The organism is Sphaerisporangium sp. NPDC049002 (assembly GCF_040649355.1).
Classification (GTDB): domain Bacteria; phylum Actinomycetota; class Actinomycetes; order Streptosporangiales; family Streptosporangiaceae; genus Sphaerisporangium.
On sequence record NZ_JBEZFH010000012.1, the window covers coordinates 53,003 to 76,106 of the forward strand.

16 protein-coding genes are annotated in these 23,104 nt (G+C 71.1%); 11 read left to right on the plus strand and 5 right to left on the minus strand.

Annotated features, from left to right (window positions below; all coding sequences use genetic code 11):
- The first annotated feature begins 125 nt into the window (after positions 1 to 125).
- From AB0B89_RS04935 to AB0B89_RS04950, 4 genes are read left to right on the plus strand one after another with little or no spacing between them, the layout of a single operon-like run.
- Positions 126 to 3,476 carry an ABC transporter permease gene (locus tag AB0B89_RS04935; protein WP_358548237.1) on the plus strand — a complete coding sequence of 1,117 codons (3,351 nt, stop codon included), beginning with the start codon at positions 126 to 128 and terminating at the stop codon, positions 3,474 to 3,476.
- A gap of 43 nt (positions 3,477 to 3,519) precedes the next feature.
- Positions 3,520 to 6,222: an FtsX-like permease family protein gene (locus AB0B89_RS04940; RefSeq protein WP_358548239.1), complete on the plus strand. Its 2,703-nt coding sequence runs from the start codon at positions 3,520 to 3,522 to the stop codon at positions 6,220 to 6,222.
- Positions 6,215 to 7,159 (plus strand): ABC transporter ATP-binding protein, encoded by a 945-nt coding sequence (locus AB0B89_RS04945; RefSeq protein ID WP_358548241.1) that lies wholly within the window; start codon positions 6,215 to 6,217, stop codon positions 7,157 to 7,159. The genes AB0B89_RS04940 and AB0B89_RS04945 overlap by 8 nt, the downstream gene beginning before the upstream one ends.
- Complete coding sequence (locus AB0B89_RS04950; RefSeq protein ID WP_358548244.1) at positions 7,156 to 7,887, plus strand: ABC transporter ATP-binding protein; 732 nt, start codon at positions 7,156 to 7,158, stop codon at positions 7,885 to 7,887. Before AB0B89_RS04945 ends, AB0B89_RS04950 begins: the two co-directional genes overlap by 4 nt.
- Before the next feature lie 298 nt (positions 7,888 to 8,185).
- Here AB0B89_RS04950 and holA read toward each other — a convergent pair whose 3' ends face one another.
- Positions 8,186 to 9,154, minus strand: a complete 969-nt coding sequence (gene holA, locus AB0B89_RS04955) for a DNA polymerase III subunit delta (protein ID WP_358548247.1) — start codon at positions 9,152 to 9,154, stop codon at positions 8,186 to 8,188.
- Between the two features lie 908 nt (positions 9,155 to 10,062).
- Between holA and AB0B89_RS04960 the strand changes: the two genes are divergently transcribed.
- Complete coding sequence (locus AB0B89_RS04960) at positions 10,063 to 10,212, plus strand: hypothetical protein (RefSeq protein ID WP_358548250.1); 150 nt, start codon at positions 10,063 to 10,065, stop codon at positions 10,210 to 10,212.
- A gap of 19 nt (positions 10,213 to 10,231) precedes the next feature.
- Here AB0B89_RS04960 and AB0B89_RS04965 read toward each other — a convergent pair whose 3' ends face one another.
- The 4 genes from AB0B89_RS04965 to AB0B89_RS04980 all read right to left on the minus strand — a co-directional run bounded on the left by AB0B89_RS04965 (position 10,232) and on the right by AB0B89_RS04980 (position 16,675).
- Positions 10,232 to 12,370, minus strand: coding sequence for a ComEC/Rec2 family competence protein (locus AB0B89_RS04965; protein WP_358548253.1), 2,139 nt, complete (start codon positions 12,368 to 12,370; stop codon positions 10,232 to 10,234).
- A gap of 449 nt (positions 12,371 to 12,819) precedes the next feature.
- Positions 12,820 to 14,037: a helix-hairpin-helix domain-containing protein gene (locus AB0B89_RS04970; protein WP_358548255.1), complete on the minus strand. Its 1,218-nt coding sequence runs from the start codon at positions 14,035 to 14,037 to the stop codon at positions 12,820 to 12,822.
- 325 nt (positions 14,038 to 14,362) lie between these two features.
- On the minus strand, positions 14,363 to 15,235 hold the full coding sequence (locus AB0B89_RS04975; protein WP_358548257.1) for a DegV family protein: 873 nt from the start codon (positions 15,233 to 15,235) through the stop codon (positions 14,363 to 14,365).
- Between the two features lie 231 nt (positions 15,236 to 15,466).
- Complete coding sequence (locus tag AB0B89_RS04980) at positions 15,467 to 16,675, minus strand: amidohydrolase family protein (protein WP_358548260.1); 1,209 nt, start codon at positions 16,673 to 16,675, stop codon at positions 15,467 to 15,469.
- Positions 16,676 to 17,306: 631 nt separating this feature from the next.
- Here AB0B89_RS04980 and AB0B89_RS04985 point away from each other — a divergent pair.
- From AB0B89_RS04985 to AB0B89_RS05010, 6 genes are all read left to right on the plus strand, one after another.
- Positions 17,307 to 18,164, plus strand: a complete 858-nt coding sequence (locus AB0B89_RS04985) for an STAS domain-containing protein (protein ID WP_358548286.1) — start codon at positions 17,307 to 17,309, stop codon at positions 18,162 to 18,164.
- On the plus strand, positions 18,164 to 18,553 hold the full coding sequence (locus AB0B89_RS04990) for an STAS domain-containing protein (protein ID WP_358548263.1): 390 nt from the start codon (positions 18,164 to 18,166) through the stop codon (positions 18,551 to 18,553). Before AB0B89_RS04985 ends, AB0B89_RS04990 begins: the two co-directional genes overlap by 1 nt.
- On the plus strand, positions 18,550 to 18,969 hold the full coding sequence (locus AB0B89_RS04995; protein ID WP_358548266.1) for an anti-sigma regulatory factor: 420 nt from the start codon (positions 18,550 to 18,552) through the stop codon (positions 18,967 to 18,969). Before AB0B89_RS04990 ends, AB0B89_RS04995 begins: the two co-directional genes overlap by 4 nt.
- Positions 18,957 to 19,967: an ATP-binding protein gene (locus tag AB0B89_RS05000; RefSeq protein WP_358548268.1), complete on the plus strand. Its 1,011-nt coding sequence runs from the start codon at positions 18,957 to 18,959 to the stop codon at positions 19,965 to 19,967. The genes AB0B89_RS04995 and AB0B89_RS05000 overlap by 13 nt, the downstream gene beginning before the upstream one ends.
- A complete protein-coding gene (locus AB0B89_RS05005) occupies positions 19,964 to 21,325 on the plus strand; it encodes an ATP-binding protein (RefSeq protein ID WP_358548270.1) in 1,362 nt (453 codons plus the stop codon). The genes AB0B89_RS05000 and AB0B89_RS05005 overlap by 4 nt, the downstream gene beginning before the upstream one ends.
- Before the next feature lie 99 nt (positions 21,326 to 21,424).
- Positions 21,425 to 23,002, plus strand: a complete 1,578-nt coding sequence (locus tag AB0B89_RS05010; protein ID WP_358548272.1) for a fused response regulator/phosphatase — start codon at positions 21,425 to 21,427, stop codon at positions 23,000 to 23,002.
- Positions 23,003 to 23,104: the final 102 nt, after the last annotated feature.

The window sequence follows — 23,104 nt, forward strand, 5'->3', positions numbered from 1 at the left end:
TCACGATTTCGATATCACGTGGCAATTTCCGCCGCATATCGGATGCATCACCGTGATACCCGGCCCTCTTTTGTTAGCCAAAACCATAACTATGGTGTGCGAAACAGGGCAGCGGAAGGCGGGCCATGCGGGGGCGGACACCTCTGGTGCTGCGGCGTGCGTTCAGCGAGCCACTGCTGCTCTTCGCCGCCTTCGGCTCGATCCTTCTCGCGACCACGGCGCTGGTGGCGCTCACGATGTACGCCTCCACGATCGCCGACATCGGCGTGCGGCGCGCCCTCGCGACCGCGTCGATCAGGACCACCGCGACGACGATCAGCGCGCCCGTCCAGCAGGGCACCTTCGACAGTACCGACAGGGCCGTACGGGCCCGGGTCGCCGCCCTCGGCACGGGTGACGGCCACGCGCCCGTACCCCTCGACGTCACCCTCAGCGCCCGCTCCGACTCCTACGCCCTGCCCGGACAGGAACGGCTGGAGCACCCCGAGCTCGCCCGGTTCGGGACCTACGACGGGCTGGAACACCAGGCACGGCTGCTCGAAGGCGCGTGGCCCGAGCCGGCGCCGCAGGGCGTCATCGAGGTCGCGCTCTCGCAGCCCGCCGCCCAGTCGATGAGACTGTCCGCCGGCGACGAGTTCACCCTCGTGGGACGTCTCGACCACAAGGCCGTGCGCGCGAAGCTGACGGGCGTCTTCCAGCTCACCGACCCCTACGCAGAACGCTGGAACGGTGAGGAACTGCTGCGCAGGGGCGTGGAGCGCGGCGGCTACACCACCTACGGCCCCCTGATGGTGCCGCGCGCGACCTTCCTGGCCCGCTTCACCAGCACCAGCGTCACGGTCACCTGGACCGCCGTCCCCGACCAGCGGAACCTCACCCAGAGGCGGCTGCGGCCCTTCGCGGCCTCGGTGGCGGGCCTCGGCGACTCCCTCAAGCCCGACTGCCCCTCGTGCGAGACGTTCAGCCGCCTGCCCGAGATGCTGACCCAGCTCGACCAGGCGGCGCTGGTCGCCCGGTCGACCATGCTGGTGCCGGTCCTGCAACTGCTGCTGCTCGCCGCGTACGCGCTCATCCTGACCGCGCGGCTGCTCGTCGACCACCGGCGCATGGAGATGGCGCTGATGCGCTCGCGGGGGGCGGGCAGCGTGTGGCTGGCGGTGCTGACCGGCACCGAGGCCCTGCTGGTGGCCATCCCGTGCGCGGTCATCGCCCCGTTCCTGGCTCCCCTGCTGCTGCGCCTGGTGAACCTGATCCCCTGGATCCGGGCGGCGGGGGTGCGCATCGCCCCCGAGGCCGGGACCGCCACCTTCGCCGTGTCCGGGGCGGTGGCCCTGGCCTGCGCCGTCCTGCTCATGCTGCCCGCCCTGCGCGGCGGCCGCCGTACGTACGTGGAGGAGCAGGCGGCGCGCGGCCGGGGCGACGCCCAAGGGCTGCTGCAGCGGGCGGGCGGCGACGTGGCGCTCCTGGTGGTGGCGGCGCTGGCCATCTGGCAGCTTCAGCACTATGGCGCCCCGGTCACCGCCACGACGGGCGGCGAGCTCGGCATCGACCCCCTGATCGTGACCGGCCCGGCGCTGGCGCTGCTCTGCGGCGGCATGCTCGGCCTGCGGCTGGTGCCGCGCGTCTCGCGGATCGTCGAGCGGTTCACCTCACCGCGTCCGAGCCTCGCGCCCGCGCTGGGCGCCTGGCAGGTGAGCCGCCGCCCGACGCGGTACTCCGGGCCCGCCCTGCTGCTCACCATGGCCGTGGCCATCGGCGTGGTCTCCCTTGCGACCTCGGCGACCTGGCGCACCTCGCAGGTGGACCAGGCCAGGCACCAGGCGGGGGCCGACCTGCGCGTGTCCGGGCCGGCGGAGTCCCTGGAGCTCGGCCCGCTCGGCAGGGGGGCCACCTTCGCGGCCCTGCCGGGGATCACCGAGGTCAACCCGATGTACCGGGGCACGGCCACCTTCGCGGCCGGCGCCGGGACGCTTCTCGCCGCCGACGCGGCCAAGCTGGGCCCGATGCTGATGCTGCGGCCCGACCTCGCAGGTCATCCGGTGACCACCCTGGCCGCGCGGCTCGCCGCCGGAAGGCCCGACGCCCCCGTCGTCCCCCTGCCAGGCACGCCGAAGAAGCTCACCCTGGACCTGCGGCTCCGCCTCGACCAGCCGTACCTCAGCTCCGCGTACGGCTCCCTGGACGTGAGGATGGTGATCGTCGACGCCCTTGGGGTGCAGTGGAGAGCCGTCGTGAGGCCGCCGGTCGCCGACGGCGAGCCGCATCAGGTCGAGGTCGACCTGGCCGGGCTCGCGGGGGTGTCGGGAAAGCTGAGCTACCCGCTGGACATCCGGGGGTTCTCCGTCGCAGTGCCGATCCCCCACATCGGAACGGGCCTCGAACTGTCGGCCGAGGCGATCAGGACCGACACCGGCGCCGAGGTGACCATGCCCGGCGGCTTGCGATGGGGGCACATCCCCCGGGGAGTCGTCCACGTTCCCGGTGAGGAGGTCACCACCGGCCCCGCGCTGTTCACCCTGACCGTCCCGGCGCCGAAGGCCGTGGGCTCCGACGACCCGGCAGCCGTCGAGAACGTCGCCGTGGTCGCCGCGCCCGCCGGAGTCGAGAACACCGCCCTGTTCGCGCAGGCGGACGCGCCCTCCGGCGACGGCGGACCCCTGACGCCGGCCGCGAAGGCCGCGATCTTCAGACCGCTCCCCGTGGTGATCACCGCGGACATCGCGGCCCGGGAGAAGCTCCCGGAGGGCAGGAGCGGCGTGCTGACGCTGGACGGCGAGCCGGTCAGGGTCACCGTCGCCGGAGTCGTCCAGGCCATGCCGGGGACCCCGGCCGGCACCCCGGCCGTTCTGGCCGACCTGCCCACTCTGCAGGCCCAGGACGTCGCCCTGGCCCGTGACCCGCGCCTGGCCGGAGAGTGGTGGATGTCCGCCCGCGGCGGCGAGACGGCGGCGGCGGTCACCACGCTGGCCCGCCACGGCGAGTGGGACCAGACCACGGTGGACCTCGGCTCGCTGACCCGCCGGCTCCGTGACGACCCGCTGGCCAGCGGGCTCCAGGGGGCGCTCATCCTCGGCTTCGCCGCGGCGCTGATCTTCGCGGTGCTCGGCTTCCTGGTCAACGCGGCCGTGGCGGCGCGCGAGCGCGTCTCCGAGTTCGCGATCCTGCGGGCCCTCGGGGTCGGCTTCCGCCAGATATTCGGCCTGCTCGCCGTGGAGCAGGCGTTCCTGATCGGGCTCTCGATGGTCGGCGGCACGCTGCTGGCCGTGGGGGTCGCGACGCTGGTCGTCCCGCACATCGTCCTGACCGGCCAGGCGGCCTCGGTGACCCCGGCCGTGCTGCTCGACGTCCCCTGGCCCGCCACGCTCGGGATGCTGGCGGGGATCACGGCGCTGCTGTTCGCGATCGTCGCCGGCCTCACCCGCTCGCTGCGACGCCAGGGCCTCGGCCGTACCCTGCGCATCGGGGAGGACCGATGAGCCGCACCGGCCGAGTCCAGCGGACCCGCACCGGGGAGGACCGATGAACCCCTTTGTCCTGCTCAGGGTCCACCGGGGGCCGGCGGCCCTGCTCGCGCTGCTGGCGCTGAGCGCGTCGCTGCTGGTCGCCGGCCTGCCACGCGGCTTCGAGGCCTCCTATGACGAGGCCCTGCACGGCATCATGCACGACAGCCCCGCGAGCCTCACGGACGTGGTCGTCAGGCTCCAGCCGAGGCTGGAGGAACAGAACCTCACCAGCGAGGCGCGGTTCAGGGACAAGGACAAGAACCTGCGTGCCGGCCTGCCGCCGGCCCTCACCTCCGTGCTGAGCTCCGGTGAGGGCGACGACAGCCACTTCGCCGCCAAGACGTACGGAACCCCGGTGGCCGACCGCGTCGGGTCCCCTCAGCCGGGGGCTCAGTTCGTCGACCTCGCCTGGCTGTCCGGGGTCGACAAGCGCGTGCGCTACGTGGAGGGAAGCGCGCCGGGGCCGCCGGCCACCGTGGCGAGCGTGCCCGGGCATCCGACGCTGAAGGACATCAAGCGCTTCGACGTCGCGATCGCCAGGAGCGCCTCCGCGAGGATGGCCATCCCCGTCGGCACCACCCTGGTGCTCGGCAACAGCCATCCCGCGCTCGCGCGCGTCACCGGCCTGTTCGAGCCGGTGGCCCCCGCCGACGCGTTCTGGGCGCACAACCTAGACACGATCCAGGTCACCGCACGGCGCACTCCCGCGGACACCGAAGAGCTGCACATCACCGCGCTCACCAGCGAGAGCGGGCTGGCGCAGCTCAACACCGCGGACCGGGACCTGAAATACAGCTGGGTCATCGGGATCAGCACCCCCTCCGTGGACGCCCGTAACGCGCCCGACGTGATCCAGGGCCTGGACGAGTTCCAGTCCTTCCTGGTCCGGACGAACGCGGGCTCGGTCACCGACTACCGGCTGGTCGCCGGATTCGCCGGGCTCCAGCTCGACACGGCGCTGGGCCGGATTCTGACGGACTTCCTGAAACGGCTCGCGACCGCTCAGGCGCTGATGTTCCTCATCCTCGGCGGCCTCGTCGTCGTGGCGGCCGGCGTGCTCGCCCTCGCCGTACAGCTGATGACCGAGCGCATGCGCCCCGCGCTCACCCTGGCCCGCGCCCGGGGCGCCTCGATGGAGGAGCTCGTCCGGGCGGTCGTGAGCACGGTCACGCTGGTCGTCGTCCCGGCCGTCCTCGCGGGCTACGGGCTGTCCTATTTGCTGCCCGGTCCCGTGACGCGGATCGTCCACGCGGCCCCCCTGCTCATCGTGGTGAGCACGGTGGCATTCGCGGCCGTCCGGGTCGCGTTCGTCCATCGCAGGCCGCTCCAGGAACGCCGCGAGGACGTGGCTGCCCGGCGGCCGTCCCCCCGCAGGACGATGCTGGAAGTCGTGGTCGTCGCGCTCGCGCTGGGCGGCGCCTTCCTGCTCCGCAGCCGGGGGCTCACCACCGGGGTCGCCGCCCTGGGCTCCGACCCCTTCTTGATGCTCGTCCCCGCGGCGCTCACCGTGTCCGTCGCGTTGATCACGTTGCGCTGCTATCCGTATCCGCTGCGCCTGATCGTCTGGCTCGCCGCGCGGGCGCGGCCCGCCGTGCCGTTCGTCGGGCTGACCCTGGCGGCCCGCGCCAGGTCGGTCACCGCCCTGCCCGTGCTGATCCTGCTCCCGGCGCTGGCCGTCTCGGTGTACGGGTCCGTGGTCGGGGCGACCCTGGACTCCACCCAGCGCCGTGCCGCCTGGATGGCCACGGGGGCCGCCGCGCGGGTGGACCGCGCGGCGGAGCTCCCGCCCGACGTCGTCGAGAAGATCCGCCGCGTGCCGGGCGTCCGTACGGTCGTGCCGGCGGACCGGGGCGTGGCGCAGATCGGGTTGAGCGGCAGGACCGCCATCGTCCTCGCCGTGGACCTCGACGCCTACCGCCGGATCGTCGCCGGCACCCCGCTCAGTGTGCCGCCCTCCGCGCCGGACCTGCCCCCTCCCGCCATCCCCGTCCTCGTCTCCCCCGGTCTCGCGAACCTGACCACCTTCGACATCGGCTGGCACGTCCGCATGAACCTCACCAAGAAGGGCGTCATCACCGGAGGGCTCGCCGGCCTGACCTTCGCCGAGGACAAGCTGATCGTGATGCCGTACGACTCCTCGAAGCGGGCCGGGGCGCGGACGTACACGAACACCCTGCTCATCGAGGGCGACGGCATCGACGGGGCGGCGCTGCGAGCGGCGGCGGGCAACCGGCCGGACATCCATGTGTCGACCTTCGACGAGGCCCTCGCCAAGGTGAACCGCTCGCCGCTCGCCTCCACGATCAAGAACAGCTTCATGCTCGTGACCATCGCCCTGGCCGTGTACGCGCTGCTCACCGTCATGATCGCCCTTGTCGTCGGCGCCGCCGAACGCGCGCGGGCACTGTCGTTCCTCCGTACGCTCGGGTTGTCGGAACGCCAGGCGGCGGGCCTCACCGTGCTGGAGATCACCCCGCTGATCGTGCTCACGGCGTGCGCGGGGCTCCTGCTCGGCATCGGCCTGCCACCGGCCCTCGGCCCAGGCCTCGACCTCGGCATCTACGCCGGCGACCTGTCCATCCAGGCGTACGAGCTCAGCCTCACCACGCCGATGCTGCTGGCCGCCGGGCTCGCCGCCGTCGCCGTGGCCGGCGCGTTCCTGCACGCCGTGATCGGCCGCCGCCGGTCCCTGGGCTCCATCCTCCGAGTAGGTGACTGAGTTGGATCTGGACACTCCCACGCTCTCCGAACTGGAGGCCGAGGCCTCACATGTGCGGCCGGCCTTCGGCGAGCACGCGCACATCCTGTGTGACAACCTGGTCCGCATCTACAAGACCGAAGGCGTCGAGGTGGTGGCGCTCCAGGGCCTGGACCTGCTCATCGAGCAGGGCGAGCTGATCGCCATCGTGGGCGCGTCGGGATCGGGCAAGTCGACGCTGCTGAACGTGCTCTCCGGTCTGGACGTCCCGACCGCCGGGATCGCGCGCGTGGCCGGGACGGACCTGCTGGCCATGACCGCCAAGGACCGGCTCCGCTACCGCCGCGAGGTCGTGGGGTTCATCTGGCAGCAGACCGCCCGCAACCTGCTGCCCTACCTCACCGCCCGGGATAACGTACGGCTGCCGATGCGCCTGGCCAGGGGACGCGCCTCCGTGGCACGCGCCGACGAGCTGCTGGAGCTGCTCGGGGTCGCCTACTGCGCAGACCGCAGGCCGGACCAGATGTCCGGCGGCGAGCAGCAGCGGGTGGCCATCGCGGTCGCGCTGGCCAACTCGCCCGAGGTCATCCTCGCCGACGAGCCGACCGGCGAGCTGGACACCGAGAACTCCGAGCAGGTCTTCGCCGCGCTGCGCCAGGCCAACAGGGAGCTCGGTGTCACGGCCGTGGTCGTGACGCACGACGCGCTGGTGTCGGAGCAGGTGGACCGCACGGTGGGCATCCGTGACGGGCGTACGAGCAGCGAGACGCTGCGCCGCGCGTCGGCGGAAGGCGAGATCATCGCCGAGGAGTACGCCGTGCTCGACCGAGTGGGACGTCTCCAGCTGCCCAGGGACTTCACGAACGCGCTCGACATGGAACGCCGGGTACGGCTGGAGCTTGAGCGCGACCACATCGGAGTATGGCCGGACAAGCCCCGCCCGGAGGACCCCCAGTGACCACCCGCCCCACCGACCCCTCCCCCGGGCCCGCCGAAAATCCGCTGGTCGTCGTCGAGGGGCTCCGCAAGGTCTATCGGACCGGACCCAAGGAGGTCGTGGCCCTCCACGACGTCTCCTTCGAGGCGTACCCGGGCGAGCTGATCGCCATCCGGGGGCGCTCGGGCTCGGGGAAGACCACGCTGCTCAACCTGGTCGGAGGGCTGGACCGTCCGGACGGCGGGCACGTGGTCGTGGCCGGGCGTCCCGTCACCGAACTGCCCGAGGCGGAGCTGCTCGGGCTGCGGCGCGACGTGATCGGGTTCATCTTCCAGTCGTTCGGGCTGATCCCGGTCCTGTCGGCGGCGGAGAACGTCGGCGTGCCGCTGCGCCTCTCGCGCACGCCCGCCGCCGAACGCGACGAGCGCATCCGGATGCTCCTGTCGATGGTCGGGCTGGAGAAGCACATGAACCAGCGGCCCTACGAGCTCTCCGGAGGCCAGCAGCAACGCGTCGCGGTCGCCCGCTCACTGGCCAACCGGCCGCGCCTGCTGATCGCCGACGAGCCGACCGGGCAACTCGACTCGCAGACGGGGCGGCAGATCATGCAGCTCCTGCGCGCCGTCGTCCGGAGCGAGGGTGTCACGGCCCTGGTCGCCACCCACGACCCCAGCCTGATGACCCTCGCGGACCGTGTCCTGGAACTCCACGACGGCGCCTTCGCGTCCCCCGCCCCCACCCCGGCCTGACCCCTCCCCGGCCGGCCCGCCACCGCGATCAACCACACAAGAGGCGATCAGGCCGTACGCACCGGGCACCGGGACCTGGCCGCCCATCGGACGAGAGCACCCAAACCGAATGGCAGCAGACCAATTTGGACAACGGCCAGACCATGCGGAAGACGATCAAGCCGTAGGGCCGTAGTTTCAGCGGCCAGTGCGGCTGGCCAAGCCGTAGGACCGTCGTTCAGCGGCCAGTGCGGCTGGCCAAGCCGTAGGACCGTCGTTCAGCGGCCAGTGCGGCTGGCCAAGCCGTAGGACCGTCGTTTCAGCGGCCAGTGCGGCTGGTGACGATGACCTGGAGGGTGCGCTCCAGAGCGTAGGCCGGGTCGGTGCCGCCGCCCTTGACCTGCTCGTCGGCGACCGCGACGGCCTGCATGGCCCGGGCGATTCCTTCCGGTCCCCAGCCGTTGAGCTGGCGCTTGACCCGGTCGATCTTCCATGGGGGCATGCCGACATGGCTCGCGAGCTGCCCGCCGCGCAGGTTGCGCGGAGCGCTGCCCACCTTCGCCAGCGACCGCACCCCTCCCGCCAGCGCGCTCACGATCAGCACGGGGGCCACCCCGGTCGCCAGTGCCCACCGAAGCTGTTCGAGCGCTTCCCCCAGCTTCCCCTCGACCGCCTTGTCGGCGACGGTGAACCCGCTGACCTCCGCCCGGCCCCGGTGGTAACGCGCGACGGCGGTCTCGTCGACGGCCTTCCCCGGAGTGTCGAAGGCGAGCTGGCCGCACGCGGCGGCCAGCTCCCTGAGGTCGTTGCCGACGGCGTCCAGGAGCGCCTGAGCGGCCCCGGCGCTGATCGACCGACCGGCGTTCCTCATCTCGGCCTTGATGAAGTCGAGGCGTTCGCCCGCCTTGGTCAGTTTGGTGACCGTGATGACGGCGGCACCGGCCTTCTTCACACCGTCGACCAGCGCCTTGCCTTTCACACCGCCTGGGTGCACGAGCACGACCACGGCATCCTCGGACGGTCTCTTGGCGTAGGTCACGACCTCGGCCACGGCGTCCTTGCCCAGGTCCTGCGCCGACCGGAACACCACGATGGCGCGGTCACCGAAGAGAGAGGGCGAGGTCAGGCGGGTCAGCTCGCCGGGCTCCACCTTGCCGCCGATCAGATCGTGCACCTGGGCATCCGGGTCGCCGGCACGCGCCGCCGCGATCACCGAGCTCACCGCCCGGTCGGCGAGCAACTCCTCGTCGCCGAGCACGAGGGTCACAAGGGCTGGATCCGTCGCCATGCGAGCAGCATGCCACGTCCCGACGACCAAGCGGCAACCCGGCGACCAACCTCCCCAGCACCCGGCCCGAACCCTCCCCCAGCACCCGGCCCGAATCCTCCCCAGCACCCGACCTCGGCCTCTCCAGCATCTGCCCCCCTCCCCGCCACCCGGCCCTGGCCCCGGCCCTGGCCCCGGCCCTGGCCCCGGCCCTGGCCCCGGCCCTGGCCCTGCCCCCCGCAGCATCCGGCCCCGGCCTCTCCCCAGCCCCCGACCCTGGCCCACGCAGAATCCAGCCCCGCCTCCCCAGCACCCGGCTACCGCCTCCGCCGCGCGCGGCCAAGCGTCTTTACCCGCCCATTGAGGCAACTACCAGGTAAAACGCTGTAGCCTGAACTTGCCCTTCGGAGAACGGCCCTCCCCCCAGCGTGGCTCTGGAGTCGGAGTGCGGCGCTGGGAGAGACCAGGCGCCGGGCTCCGGTCCGGGACCGCGCCAAGGGGGCCTTTCCCGGCGAAAGCGAGTGGATCCGTTCATCGAGAGATGGACTTCCCGAGCCTGAGGCCCCGACGGCGTCAGTGGCCCGCGCATGCCAAAGGACCACAGGTGCTGTCACCTCGGCGCCATGGCCGAACTCGGGCACCCCCGAACCCTCGGTCACGCTCGTGGGAACCGGTCGGCCCTGCCCGTACGGCGAGACCCGGCATCCGGTATTCCGCGTCAGGAAGACCCCGGAGTCGGCCTCGGAGCCTTGGCAAGGGCCGGACGGTCGCCCAGTCTGTGGTGATCCACGGCTTCGACGCCGGAGCCCGCTCGTCACAGGACCTCGCTTGCGTACCACTGGTGACAATGCAAGCCGTCGACAATCGAACTGCAGGTATCCTCGGCCATTCTTGAAGCAACGAACAGTAAAAGAGGAGGTGAAACCGCTATGAAGACCAACCCGAACCGCCACGACTGCCCTCGGTGCGGAGCGATGCTCGATGACGGTCCCATCCTCTACCGCTGTGCCACGTGCCGTCGGTCGATCTACGCCGCCGACCTCGACACCGAGTTCCGCGCCAAGCACACGGCCGCCTAAGACCCACGGCCCCATGGATTCACTGGTGGCGGGGGACGATCGACAGGTGGCCGTGGTCGGTTGTCACAGCGAGGTCTCCTCCTTGGTCGGTCCGGTAGACGCGCATGCCGAGGTCACGCAGGCGGCTGAGCGTCAGCGGGGACGGGTGGCCGTAGTCGTTGCCCGCGCCGACGCTGATCAGCGCGGCCCGGGCCCCTGTGGCCGCCAGGAAAGCCGGATCCTGGCGCGCGGACCCGTGATGGGGAATCTTGAGGATGTCGGCCGCGGGCAGGCCGCGCCGCAGCAACTCCGTCTGCGCCTCTGTCTCGACATCGCCTGACAGCAGAGCCGAACCGGCCGCCCACCGCACATGGATCACGATGCTGGCGTTGTTCGTCATGGAGCCCTCTCCGGGACCCGCCGGCACCGCCTCCGGCATGGGCCCGAGAACGCCCAGCGTGGCGGGACCGAGATTCCACACCATGCCCGGTGAAGCCACCCATTCGGGGACGTGGCGGCGCCCGAGATCGGCCGATATCCGCGCGCTCTCCTGTCCCGGCCCGTGGCCCGGACTCACCACCACGGCCCCCACCGGCCTGCCGCGAAACACCCCGTCCAGGCCGCCGACGTGGTCGAAGTGCGGATGGGTGAGGATCAGCAACGGCACCTGTCTCACGCCGAGCGTGGCGAGGCAGCGGTCCACGGCCATGGGATCAGGCCCCGTGTCGATCACTACCGCCCGCGCTCCTCCTGCGGACAGGACCAGCGCGTCACCCTGCCCGATGTCACAGGCCACGAGAAGCCATCCGGGTGGCGGCCAGGACGCGACGAGCGGCCGTACGAGCAGCGCGGCGAGGGCCAGCCCGGCCGCGACCGCGCAGACCATGACGCGCCACACCGCGCGCCGCAGCAGGAACCAGGCGATCAAGGCGGTGGCCGCGAGCAGCAGGAGGCCGACCGCTCCCCCGGGCCATGGCAAGGTCGCGGCGGGCAGGGCCGCGGCCTCCCGGGCCACCCAGATGATCCAGCCGACCGCGTACCCGGCGGGACGGACGAGCCAGCTCGCCACCTCCACGCTCACGGGTGCCACCATCGCCGCCGCGAAGCCCAGAATCGTCGCGGGAGCCACGGCCGGTCCCGCGAGCAGGTTGGCAGGAACGGCGACAAGCTCCAGCCCACCGGACATGAGCACGAGCAGGGGCGTCACGGCCGCCTGGGCCGCGCAGGGCACCGCTATCGCCTCGGCCGCCCAGCGAGGCATCCGCCGATCCATGCGGTCACGCCACCTGGGCGCCAGCACCAGGATGCCTCCGGTCGCGAAGACCGAGAGCGCGAAGCCGTACTCCCGGGCCAGCGCGGGGTCGAAAAGGATCAATCCGAGGACGGTCGCCGAGAGGGCCGCGACGCCGTCCCTGGAACGACCGGTGCCGAGCGCCACGGCCGCCACCGAACCCATCACCAGGGCACGGAGCACGCTCGGCGACGGTCGCGCGACCACGGCGAACCCCAGCATGGCGATGACCGCGAGAATCGCCCGGACGGCCAGAGGCAGCCCCGCCACCCGCCCCAAGGCGATCACCATGCCGGCGATCACGGCCAGGTTCGCCCCGGACACCGCCGTCAGATGGCTGAGCCCCGCCGTTTTGAGGTCGTATTTGACCTGCTCATCCATGAGCGACACATCGCCGACCACGAGGCCCGGAAGCAACCCGCGCTCGGCGGGAGGGAGGACTCCCACGGCCTGTCTCAGCCCCGCACGGAGGGCCGCGGCGACGCGTTGCGGCGGGGATGGACCGCTCATCACCTCGGGCGGTGATCTGACCGTGAGGATCGCGGCAGTCAGCTCTCCCGGTTCCGCCGGGCTCAGCCTGCCGCCGGCCCGTATCCGCTGGCTGGGCAGCAGGGTGACCCATTCAGCCCCTTGGGCGAACACGACCACCGGTGCCCGGGTCGAGAAGCGCTCACCGGATGCCTCGACGATCTCGACCGAGCCTTCCACGATCACGCGATCACGTCGTACGACACCGCTGCGGCCGGGAAGGACTCGGGGATCGGCGGTGATCGTCATCTCGACCGTGACCACAGCCCGTCTCTCGGCGAGCTCGGCCACCGGGCCCGTACCGACCGCGTGGACCCGAAACCCCACCGCCCCCGCGACCGCCGCGACACACCCCGCCACCGCGACCCCGGTGTTCCACCACCCACTCCCCCTCCAACGCCGCCCTTCTTTCCAAGGCCCACCCCAGGGCTCACCTGCCTTCCACCACCTGCTCCCCCTCCAACGCCGCTCTGCTTTCCAAGGACCCCAGGGCTCACCTGCCTTCCATCGCTCACTCGACTTCCTCCACCCACTGTCCTTCCACTGCTCGCTCCCCTTGCCTCGCTCGCCCCCGTTTCCCCAGGCTGCGGTCCCCTCGCCCCGCTCAGCCCTGGAGCCCCTCGCAAAGGACCGTGCTCTCCAAGTGGTGAGGGCCGCCATGCCGGTCAAGGCGACCAGAGCCGTGATCACGTCGGTGCGTACGGAACAGCCCAGCAGCACCAGGGAGGCGCCCCAGGCTGCGAGCGCGGGCGGCACGAGGCGCAGGGAATGCTCCTGCCGCAGTCGCTCGTCGGAAGGCGTGCGGGGCGTCATACGCGTACCTTGTCGCGCAGATCGGCGAACTTCCTCTCGCCGATGCCCGTCACCTCGCGGAGCTGGTCGACGCTGCGGAACCCCGAGTGGGTCTGGCGGAACTCCACGATGCGGCCGGCGAGCACCTCTCCGACGCCGGGCAACGTCTCCAGTTGGGTGGGCGTGGCGACGTTCAGGTCGAGCGGAGCGTCGACCCCCAGGGTGGGGTCAGAGGGGGGAACCGGCGTGAGGCCGGGACGACTGGGTGCCCCGACGATGATCTGCTCACCGTCGGTCAGCTTCCGGGCGAGGTTGAGACCCCCTGCGGTCGCGCCGGCACGCACTCCCCCGGCGGCGGTCACCGCGTCGGCCACCCGTGAGCCGATGGGAAGCGTGATCACGCCCGGTTTCCTCACCTTGCCGGCCACTTGGACGATCACCTGTGCGGTCGGTGTCGGTGTCGGTATCGGTGCCGCTGCGGGAGAGGTCTCCAGGGGACCGGTGAGAGGGACAGGGGGGCCCAGCGGTTCGGCAACCGGCCGTGATCGCCATGCGTAGACACCCCCGACCAGGGCCGCCAGCAAGCCGAGGACCAGCAGCACACGAAGACCCGGCCGCCCGGGATCGAGAAGTGGACCATGCTGGGAAACGACATCACCCAGCCGAGACCGGACGGACCGGAAGGGCACCGGCTCCGACCGCCCCCACCCCGCCGGCCCAGAACCCGGAACAGGCCCGAGGCCAGAACCCGGAACAGGCCCGAGGCCAGAACCCGGAACAGGCACAGGCCCGAGGCCAGAACCCGGAACAGGCGCAGGCCCGACGTCGTAACCAGGAACAGGCGCAGGCCCGACGTCGTAACCAGGAACAGGCGCAGGCCCGAGGCCGTGACCCGGGAAGGGCCCAGGGTCGAACGCAGGATCGGGGCCAAAGGCAGGCTCAGGGCCAAAGGCAGGCTCAGGGCCGAAGGCGGGACCGGGAGCGAGAGCCGGCCCGCGCCCGAACGCAGGCCCGAGCGCAGGTCTGGATGCAGGCTCGAACGCGGATCCGGAGGCGGGAGCGGGAGCGCGTTCGAGGGCGGGATTGGAGGCGGGCACGGGATCGGGGCCGGGCGGGGGGTCATGTTCGGAGCGGTCGCCGGGGTGCCGGGGCGCCCGCGGTTGGCCCAGAGGGGTCAGGGCGCGGAGGCGGGACTCGCCGATCTCGCTCTCGGGGGGCCTGTCCACTGTTCGCACGAGAGCGACGTTAGGCAGCCCACGCCTCCAACTCCCGACCGAACGCGGCTCTGTGGATAACCGCCTCAGATGACGGAGAGACCACGGGGGAAGACAGGTCCTGACCGGGAAAGCCAGAGGTCAGCGCTGACGATCACGTGAAGGGCTGATCCTCGCTCGGATATGGGAGTACACGCGGAAGACCACGTCAAAGACCGGCCCTCGCTCGGATATGGGAGTACACGCGGAAGACCACGTCAAAGACCGGCCCTCACTGGGATATGGGAGTACACGCCGAGATCACGTGGAGGGCTCGTCCTCGCTGGGACGGGGGTGCACGCGGAGATCACGTGGGGGGCTGGTGCTCGGTGGGGAGGGCGGGGGTCACGGTGACGCCGAGCATGCCGGGGCCGACGTGTACGCCGACGGCCGGGCCGACCTCGACCACGCGGAGCCTCACCAGGCCGGGGATCCGCTTGGTCAGGTGGTCCGCCAGCGTGCGTGCTCGTCCGGCGGCCGCCAGGTGGTGCACGGCGACGTCGACCGGCCCGCCACCCGCCGCCCGTACCGCGAGGTCCTCCAGCCTGGCGATCGCCCTGCCGGCCGTACGGACCTTCTCCAGGGGCGCGATGGCCCCCTCCGTGATGTGCAGCAGTGGCTTGATCGACAACGCTGATCCGAGGAGGGTCGCGGAGGCTCCGAGGCGTCCTCCCCGGCGCAGGTGTTCGAGGGTGTCGACGTAGAAGAAGCTCTTCGTCGCCTCCGCGCACGTCCGCGCGGCTCCCGCCACGCCGGCCACGTCGCCGCCGCGACGGGCCGCCAGTGCCGCGGCGAGCACGGGGAAGCCCAGCCCCATGGCCAGCGAACGGCTGTCGACGACCTCAACGGGGATCAACGCGTCCTCGGCCGCGATCCGCGCCGCGTCCACGGTGCCGGACATCGCACCGGAAAGGTGGATGGAGACCACACCCGCCGCCCCACGCGCGGCGGCGAGCTCGTACGCGTCGGCGAAGCGCTGAGGAGCCGGCCGGGACGTGGAGACGGGCGACCACTCGCGGAGCGCCGAGGCGACGCCCTCGGCGTCGATCTGGGCGACGTCATCGAGCGTGCGGCTTCCGACGACCACCTGGAGCGGGATCACGATGACGCCCAGCCGCTCGGCTTCATCGGGGTCGAGGTAGGCGGTGGAGTCCGTGACCACGGTGACCGGTTGCGACATGACCGAAGGCTACCCGCGGCAGAACCCGGCGAAAGGTACCGGACGCTGGTACCGTGCCGCACTCTGAGTGGGTTGAGGGCGGACCTGCTGGACGCCGATGCCGTGGCGCACCCTGGGTGGGTGAAAGCGGGACCTACTGGACGCAGATGCCGTGACGCACCCTGGGTGGGTGAAAGCGGGACCTACTGGACGCCGGTGCCGTGACGCACCCTGGGTGGGTGAAAGCGGGATCTACTGGACGGGGGTGCCGCCGCGCCATACGCGGCGGGGCTTGAGGCCGAAGCCCCAGGCGAAGGCGCCCTCGTGGTCGGCGTCCCACTGGACGATGTCGGCGAGGCGGCCCGGAGCGAGGACACCGCGGTCAGGGGCGCCCAGGACGGTGGCCCCGCCGAGGGTGGCGGCCCGTAGCGCGTCGCCGACGCTGATGCCGAACGCGGCGACCGCGAGGCTGATCACCAGGGACATCGAGGTGATGCCGCAGTGACCGGGGTTGTGGTCGCTGCCGAGCGCGACGGTGACGCCCTGCGCGAGCATCCGCCGGACCGGGGGAAGGCTGCCCTGCTGCAGCGCCGTGCCCGGGCAGACCACCGCGGGCACGCCGTACCGCGCGAGAAGGGCGATGTCCTCGTCGGTGGTGTTGTGGAGAAGGTCGGCCGACGCGCAGCCGAGCTCGGCCGCGAGCTGGACGGCGCCGCGCCGCTTGTCGGTGCCGGCGTGGATGCGGGGCAGCAGGCCGACGTTGCGGCCTGAGGCGAGCACCCAGCGGGCCTCGTCGGTGCTGAAGTGCCCGTCGTCGCAGTAGACGTCGACGCTGTCGGCGCCCGCCGCGGCGGCGTCGGCGCACCAGGAGCCGACGGCCTCGACGTAGTCGCGCTGGCGTCCGAAGTACTCGGGAGGCACGACGTGGGCGGCGAGGAAGGTGACGTGCACGCGCGGCATCATGGGCTCTTTCTCAAGCTCACGGAGCAGCCGCACGTCGGCCAGCTCGCCGTCGCGGGTGAGGTGGTAGCCGGTCTTGGCCTCGACGGTCGTGGTGCCGTTGAGCAGCCAGTCGCGCAGCCGCTCGCGGACGCCGTTGCACAGGGTCCACGGGTCGGTGCCGCGGGTGACCGTGACGGTGGAGCCGATGCCCCCGCCCGCGGCGGTGATCGCGCTCGGCGTGGAGCCGCCGGAGCGCATGGCCATCTCGGCCCAGCGGTTGCCCGCGTACACGGGGTGGGTGTGCGCGTCGATGAGGCCCGGCGTCACGAGCGCGCCGCCGAGGTTCTCGACGTGGTCGACGTCGACGATGTCGTCGACGACTCCGGGGACGCTCTGCGGCAGGTCGGCGGCGCGGCCGACCCACGCGATGCGGTCGTTGTGGACGAGGATCGCGGCGTTGCTGCAGACGTCGTTGCCGGTCCAGAGCCGGCCGATGTTGGTGAGAAGTCGTACCGTCATGGCATCACCGCCCGGCCCGGCCACTGGCCGTCGAGACATCCGGGAACGCGACCGCAGCCCAGCTCAGGCCGGGCGCCTCGCCCGCTGGGTCCGCTCCGTTTCCGGACGTCATTGGGGGGTCTCCTGATCTCATCCGCACCGTTGTGCGATGACGGTATCGCCCGGATCTTGGTCAGGCGATTTCAGTTCAGTTACGTTATTTCACAGGTCGGCTCGCTGTACAGGGTTAATTGAGAAGAACGCCGGTTCGTCTCCCCTGTATCGCGTCGAGACCCTCTGCACCCCGGCATGTCGAGAATCTGCCCCCAGGTAACGCCCGGTGCCGAGCAAGCCCCTGCTGTAACAGCAGTCACACGCGTCATCATGCGAAACCAGCGCCAGAATGTCTTGTCAGGGTTTCCATATCGTAGCAATAATCAAGCCTCGCGGGCCACAGTCGTTTTGCTGCGCCTTTGCGTATTTCCCCACTGCCGTCGCGCTTTTGCGAGGTTTCGTCCTGTTCATCCCGCCCCCGGGTCCCACGCCCCCCGCAGTCATGACGTGAGATGATCTTCAGTCAACTCAGTGTAACCTCTCTGAAGAGCATTATCTTTGCTCGTCAAACCAGGTTGGCCCGGGAGCTGTCTTGACCGTGCAGGACGATACCAGCAGGCGTCACATCGAAGAGTTGTTGCGTGACAACGGGCAGCGCATCCTCGATCGCTGGATCCAGATCTCCAACGAGCCGCTTCGCGGCCGGGCGGTCGATACGGACACGCGCACCGAGCTTCAGGAGATCTACCAGGCCTTCCTGCGATCTCTGGAAAGCCAGGACGGCGCCGCGGAACTGCGCGGCCTGCTCGCCGAGCTCTCCCGGTCACGCGCCCGGCAGGGATTCACCCCGAGCGAGACCGCCATGGCGGTGTTCGGGCTGAAGGAGGCCGTCTACGAGCTCGTGGAGGCCGACGGCGGCCTTGAGGCGCTGCGCGGCTTCATCTGGCTGTCCCGCACCATCGACGGCCTCGGGCTCTACACCTTCGAGTCGTTCGCGTCGGCCCGTGAGAAGATCATCGCCGACCAGACGGAACAGCTCCTGGAGCTGTCGACTCCCGTGGTGAAACTGTGGGAGGGCATCGTGGCCGTCCCCCTCGTCGGCACGCTGGACTCGGCCCGCACCCAGGTCGTGATGGAGAAGCTGCTCCAGACCCTGGTCGACACCGGCTCGGAATACGCGGTGATCGACATCACCGGCGTGCCCGCGGTCGACACCCAGGTCGCGCAGCACCTGCTCAAGACGGTGATGGCCGCCCGGCTCATGGGCGCAAGCTGCGTAATCTCCGGCATCCGCCCCCAGATCGCCCACACGATCGTCACCCTCGGCATCGAGTTCGGCGACATCGTCACCAAGGCCACGCTCGCCGACGCCCTGGCCTACGCGCTGAGGCAGAACGGCGTGGAGCTCGCCGGCCGGAAGCAGACGCGCGTGGCCGTCCGGGCCGAGGAGGCCTGATGGACCGCGTACCCATCCTCAAGATCGGCGACATCCTGCTCGTATCGATCCAGGGCGACCTGGACGACCAGGCGGTCCTGACGCTCCAGGAGGACCTCGCCGACCGGGTCGTCGAGACCGGCGCCGTCGGCGTGATCATCGACATCACGGCCGTCGAGATCGTCGACTCGTTCGTCGGCCGCATGCTCTCCACCATCGCCGGGATGTCCCGCATGCTCGACGCCGAGACCATCGTCGTTGGCATGCGTCCCGCCGTGGCGATCACCCTGGTGGAGCTCGGCCTCTCCCTCGGGGGACTCCGCACGGCCCTCGACCTGGAGAAGGGCATCGCGCTGCTGAGCCGGCACACCTCCTCACGGTCGGGCGACCTGTCCGCGGTCGGACTGTGAGCCATCCCCCGACGCGAAACGGTGTCGAGGAGCTCGCCATCACCTCCAACGACGAGGTGGTGATCGTGCGCCAGAAGGTCCGCGCGTCCGCGATCGAGCTGGGCTTCTCCCTCGTCGACCAGACGAAGATCGTCACCGCCGCCAGCGAGCTGGCCAGGAACACGCTCGTCCACGCGGGTGGCGGGCACGCGCGCATCGAGACCGTCCAGAACGGGGCACGGCGGGGTCTGCGCCTGGTGTTCAGCGACAACGGCCCCGGCATCCCCGATCTCAAGCTCGCGCTCACCGACGGGTGGAGCAGCGGAGGGGGCCTTGGTCTCGGGCTGAGCGGCAGCCGTCGCCTCGTCGACGAGTTCGACCTCGACTCCGAACCCGGCCGGGGTACGGTCGTGACGGTGACGAAATGGACGCGCTGAGCCCTGAGCGGGAGGACACCTGGCTCAGGATGGAGGATCCGAGCGCCATCGGCTCCGCCCGCCGCATCGCCACCGCACTCGCCGAGGACAGGCGCTTCGGCGAGGAGCACGCCGGTCAGGTCGCCGTGGCGGTCAGCGAAGCCGCCTCGAACCTCGTCAAGCACGCCACCATGGGCACCATGCTGGTGCGCCCTCACCCCTCGTCGCGCGAGTCGATCGAGGTCATCTCCATAGACCACGGCCCCGGCATGGCCGACACGGTCGGACCCATCCGTGACGGCTACTCCACCGCCGGCACCCTGGGCATCGGCCTCGGGGCCATCACCCGGCTCTCCGACGCGTACGACATCTACTCTCGCCCCGGCAAGGGCACCGTGCTCACCATGCGCTTCACGGCGAAGAACGCCCCACCGGCCGAGTCGCGCTCGTGCGGCCTGTACCGGCCGGTGGGCGACGAGATCGTCAGCGGCGACGCGTTCGCCGTCGAGGACACCGGCCATACCGTCACGGCGGTCATGTGCGACGGGCTCGGCCACGGGGTCGCCGCCGCGGAGGCCTCCCGCGAGGCCGTGCGGGTGTTCCGGGAGGACCCCGAGGGAACCCCCCTCGCGATCGTGGAGCGGGTACACCGGGCGCTCGGGCACACGCGGGGCGGCGCGCTCGCGGTCGTCCACGTCGACCGTACGACCGGTTCGGTCAGGTACGCGGGGGTCGGCAACATCTCGGGGTGGATCTGCCACTACGAGGGACGGCAGGGCATGACCTCGGTGCCGGGGATCGCCGGGCACAAGGCCAGAAGCCTCAGGGAGTTCCAGTACGATCTCCCGCCGCACAGCGTGGTCGTCCTCCACTCCGACGGGCTGACCGAGCGCTGGGACCTGGCCGCCTATCCCGGCCTGCTCACGCACACGTCTCCGGTCATCGCCGGGACGCTCCTGCGCGACTCCGCCATCCGCCGTGACGACGCCTGCGTCCTCGCCATCCGGACCGAACCATGAGCCGCGACCTGCTCAGCATCGCCGTACGCGACGACCGGGACGTCTTCGCCGTACGGCAGCTTGGACGCGAGGTCGCCGAGGCCGTGGGGCTGGACGACCTCGACCAGATCCGGGTCGGCACCGCGCTCAGCGAGGTCGGCAGGGAGATCGTCGGAGGCTCCCGGGACGCTGAGGTGGCCTTCCGGCTGGACGACATGACCGGCCTCATCGTGGACATCGTCTATTCGGCGGGGGCAGGGACCGTCGCGGAGGCAGGGGTGACGCTGGCCGGCCGGCTGATGGACACGGTCGAGCATGACGACGGCCTGCGCCGGATCACCCTGGTCAAGAAGGTGCCGGGCGTACGGGCTCCCGAGGAGCCGCACCTCGGCGAGATCCGCGCCAAGATGATCGAGCTCGCCCCCGCCGGGGTCCTGGAAGAGCTGCGCCAGCAGAACCGCGAGCTCGCCGCCGCCCTGGAGGACTCGCGGAACCAGCGTCAGAGCCTTCTCCGGCTGAACGCCGAGCTGCAGGAGACCAACCAGGGCGTGTTCGCCCTCTACAACCAGCTCTCCGAGGAGCTGGAGGAGACCAACCGGGGTGTGGTGGCCCTCTACGCGGAACTGGACGAGAAGTCGGCCCAGCTCCGGGAGGCCAGCGAGGCCAAGAACCGCTTCTGGGCCACGGTCAGCCACGAGCTGCGCACCCCGCTCAACTCGGTCATCGGCCTGGTGAGGCTGCTGCTGGGTCCGGGCGGCGAGGAGCTGAGCGAGGAGCAGCACCTTCAGGTCGAGCTGATCGGCAACTCCGCGCAGACGCTGCTCGCCCTGGTCGCCGAGCTGCTCGACATGGCCAAGGCGGAGTCGGGGCACATCACCTCCCAGCCCTCCGTCGTCGATCTTCCGGCGCTGTCGGAGCGGCTGCGCATGACGCTGCACCCGACCACGGGAGCCGACGGCGTACGCCTCACGGTCGACGTGTCCCGGGCGCCGGAGACCCTGCTGACCGACGAGGTCCTGCTCTCCCGCATCCTGCGCAACCTGCTGTCCAACGCGCTGAAGTTCACCGAGTCGGGCACGGTGGACATGACCGCGTACGGCGAGGAGGGGGACGTGGTGTTCGTGGTGACCGACACCGGCATCGGCATCCCTGAGGAGCACCAGGAGCGCGTGTTCGAGGAGTTCTTCCAGGTGCCGGGGGCCGCGCAGGCACGCGCGCGGGGCACCGGCCTCGGCCTGCCGTACGCGCGCAGGCTGGCGGAGGTGCTCGGCGGCACCCTGAGCCTGGCCAGCGTCCCCGGCGAGGGGACCACGGTGACCGTACGGCTGCCGCAGATCGGCCCCACGCGTGACGAAGAGCCCGGCGCGGACCCCCGATAAGGAGGGAAGCCGGGCGGCCCGCTGCGGGCACGGTCGTGCGGCGAGGGCCCAAAGGCGCAGGCGGGAGCAGGCTCGGGCGGGTGCTATCAAAGAGGGACGATGAATGAGAATCCCGCGACCATCCTGGTGGTGGACGACACACCGACCAAGCGCTACATCCTTGGCAGCTGGTTGCGCAGGGCGGGGCACGACGTGGTGGAGGCCACCTGCGGCGAGCAGGCGCTGAGCCTGGTCGCGGCCATCCTGCCCGACCTGGTGATCCTCGACGTGCGGCTGCCCGACATCGACGGTTACGAGGTGTGCGAGCGGATCAAGGCCGATCCGGCCACCTTGGCCATCCCGGTGATCCAGATATCGGCCCACGCCATCGCGGTCGCCGACCGGGCCCACGGACTCGACCGCGGGGCCGACGCCTACATGGCGGAGCCCATCGAGCCGGAGGAGTTCATCGCCACCGTCCAGGCCACCCTGCGCTACTACAGGGCACGTCAGCGGGCCGAGCGGATGGCCCAGCGGCTGGGCGAGCTGACCCAGGTCACCCTGGAGATCAACGCGAGCACCACGTTCGACAGGCTGCTGCGCGTAGCCGTGGAGGGCACGTCCACGATCCTCGGGCGGCGGAGCAGCGCCCTGGCCATCGCGGTCGACGGCAGGATCCGCCACTACTTCGTGACCAACCCCGGCACGCCCGCCACGTTGCTGAGCGCCGCGCAGGACACCCTCGACCGCGTGACGCGGCTGGCGCTCGGCTCCGCGTCGGGCACAGCGGAGTTCACCGTGCCGCGGAAGGTCTGGCTGGAGGTGCTGCCGGACACGGTGATCAGGAGCGAGGTCTCGGCCGTCGTCTCGCGCACCAAGGTGGGCCGCCCGCCGGTGTACCTCGGGGTCGAAGGGGTCGACCCGCTCGACCCGGACGAGCTCAACCTCCTCAAGCAGCTCGGCCAGGCGCTCGCGCTCGCGGTGGACGCGCTCCGGGCGTACGCCGAGGAGCACATGATCGCGCTCACGCTTCAGCGCAGCTTCCTGCCCTCGCACATCCCGCCGACCCCGGGCCTGGAGCTTGCGGTGCGCTACCAGCCGGCGATAGACAACGTGGAGGTCGGCGGCGACTTCTACGAGGTACTGCGGCTCGGCGACCGGCTCCTCGTGGGCATCGGCGACGTCCAGGGGCACTCCCTGCACGCGGCCACGATCATGGCGGAGCTGCGCCACGCCCTGCGCGCCCTGGTCGTCGAGGAGCACGACCTCGGGCGCGTCATGGGGCGGCTGAACGACGTGCTCCGCAACTACCACCCCGCCATGACGGCCACCGTGTGCCTCCTGCTGATCGACCCCGTCACCGGCGCGGTGGAGCTGGCCAACGCCGGGCACATCCCCCCGGTGATCGTGGCCGACGGCGAGGCGCGTTACCTCGGCTGGGGGAACCTGCTCATGGGCGCAGCCCACGAGGTGTACCGCGTCGACCGGCTGGAGATCCCCGAGAAGGGTGCGCTCCTGATGTTCACCGACGGGCTCATCGAGGACCGTGACGTCCCGCTGGACCACAGCCTGGAGGTCGTACGCCAGATCGCGGCCTCCTCCGACGAGGACCTCGAAGTGTTCTGCGACCGGCTGATCGACCATTTCGGGGCGAGGGAGGACGACGTGGCGATCGTGGCCCTCCGGCGGACCGGCTAGCACGCATACGCACGGCAGCTCGGCACGGAGCAGAGCACAGAGGACGGCTCGCAGTACGGGGGCACGGAGCACGGCGGCCGGCCTTATATTCCTGAGTACACC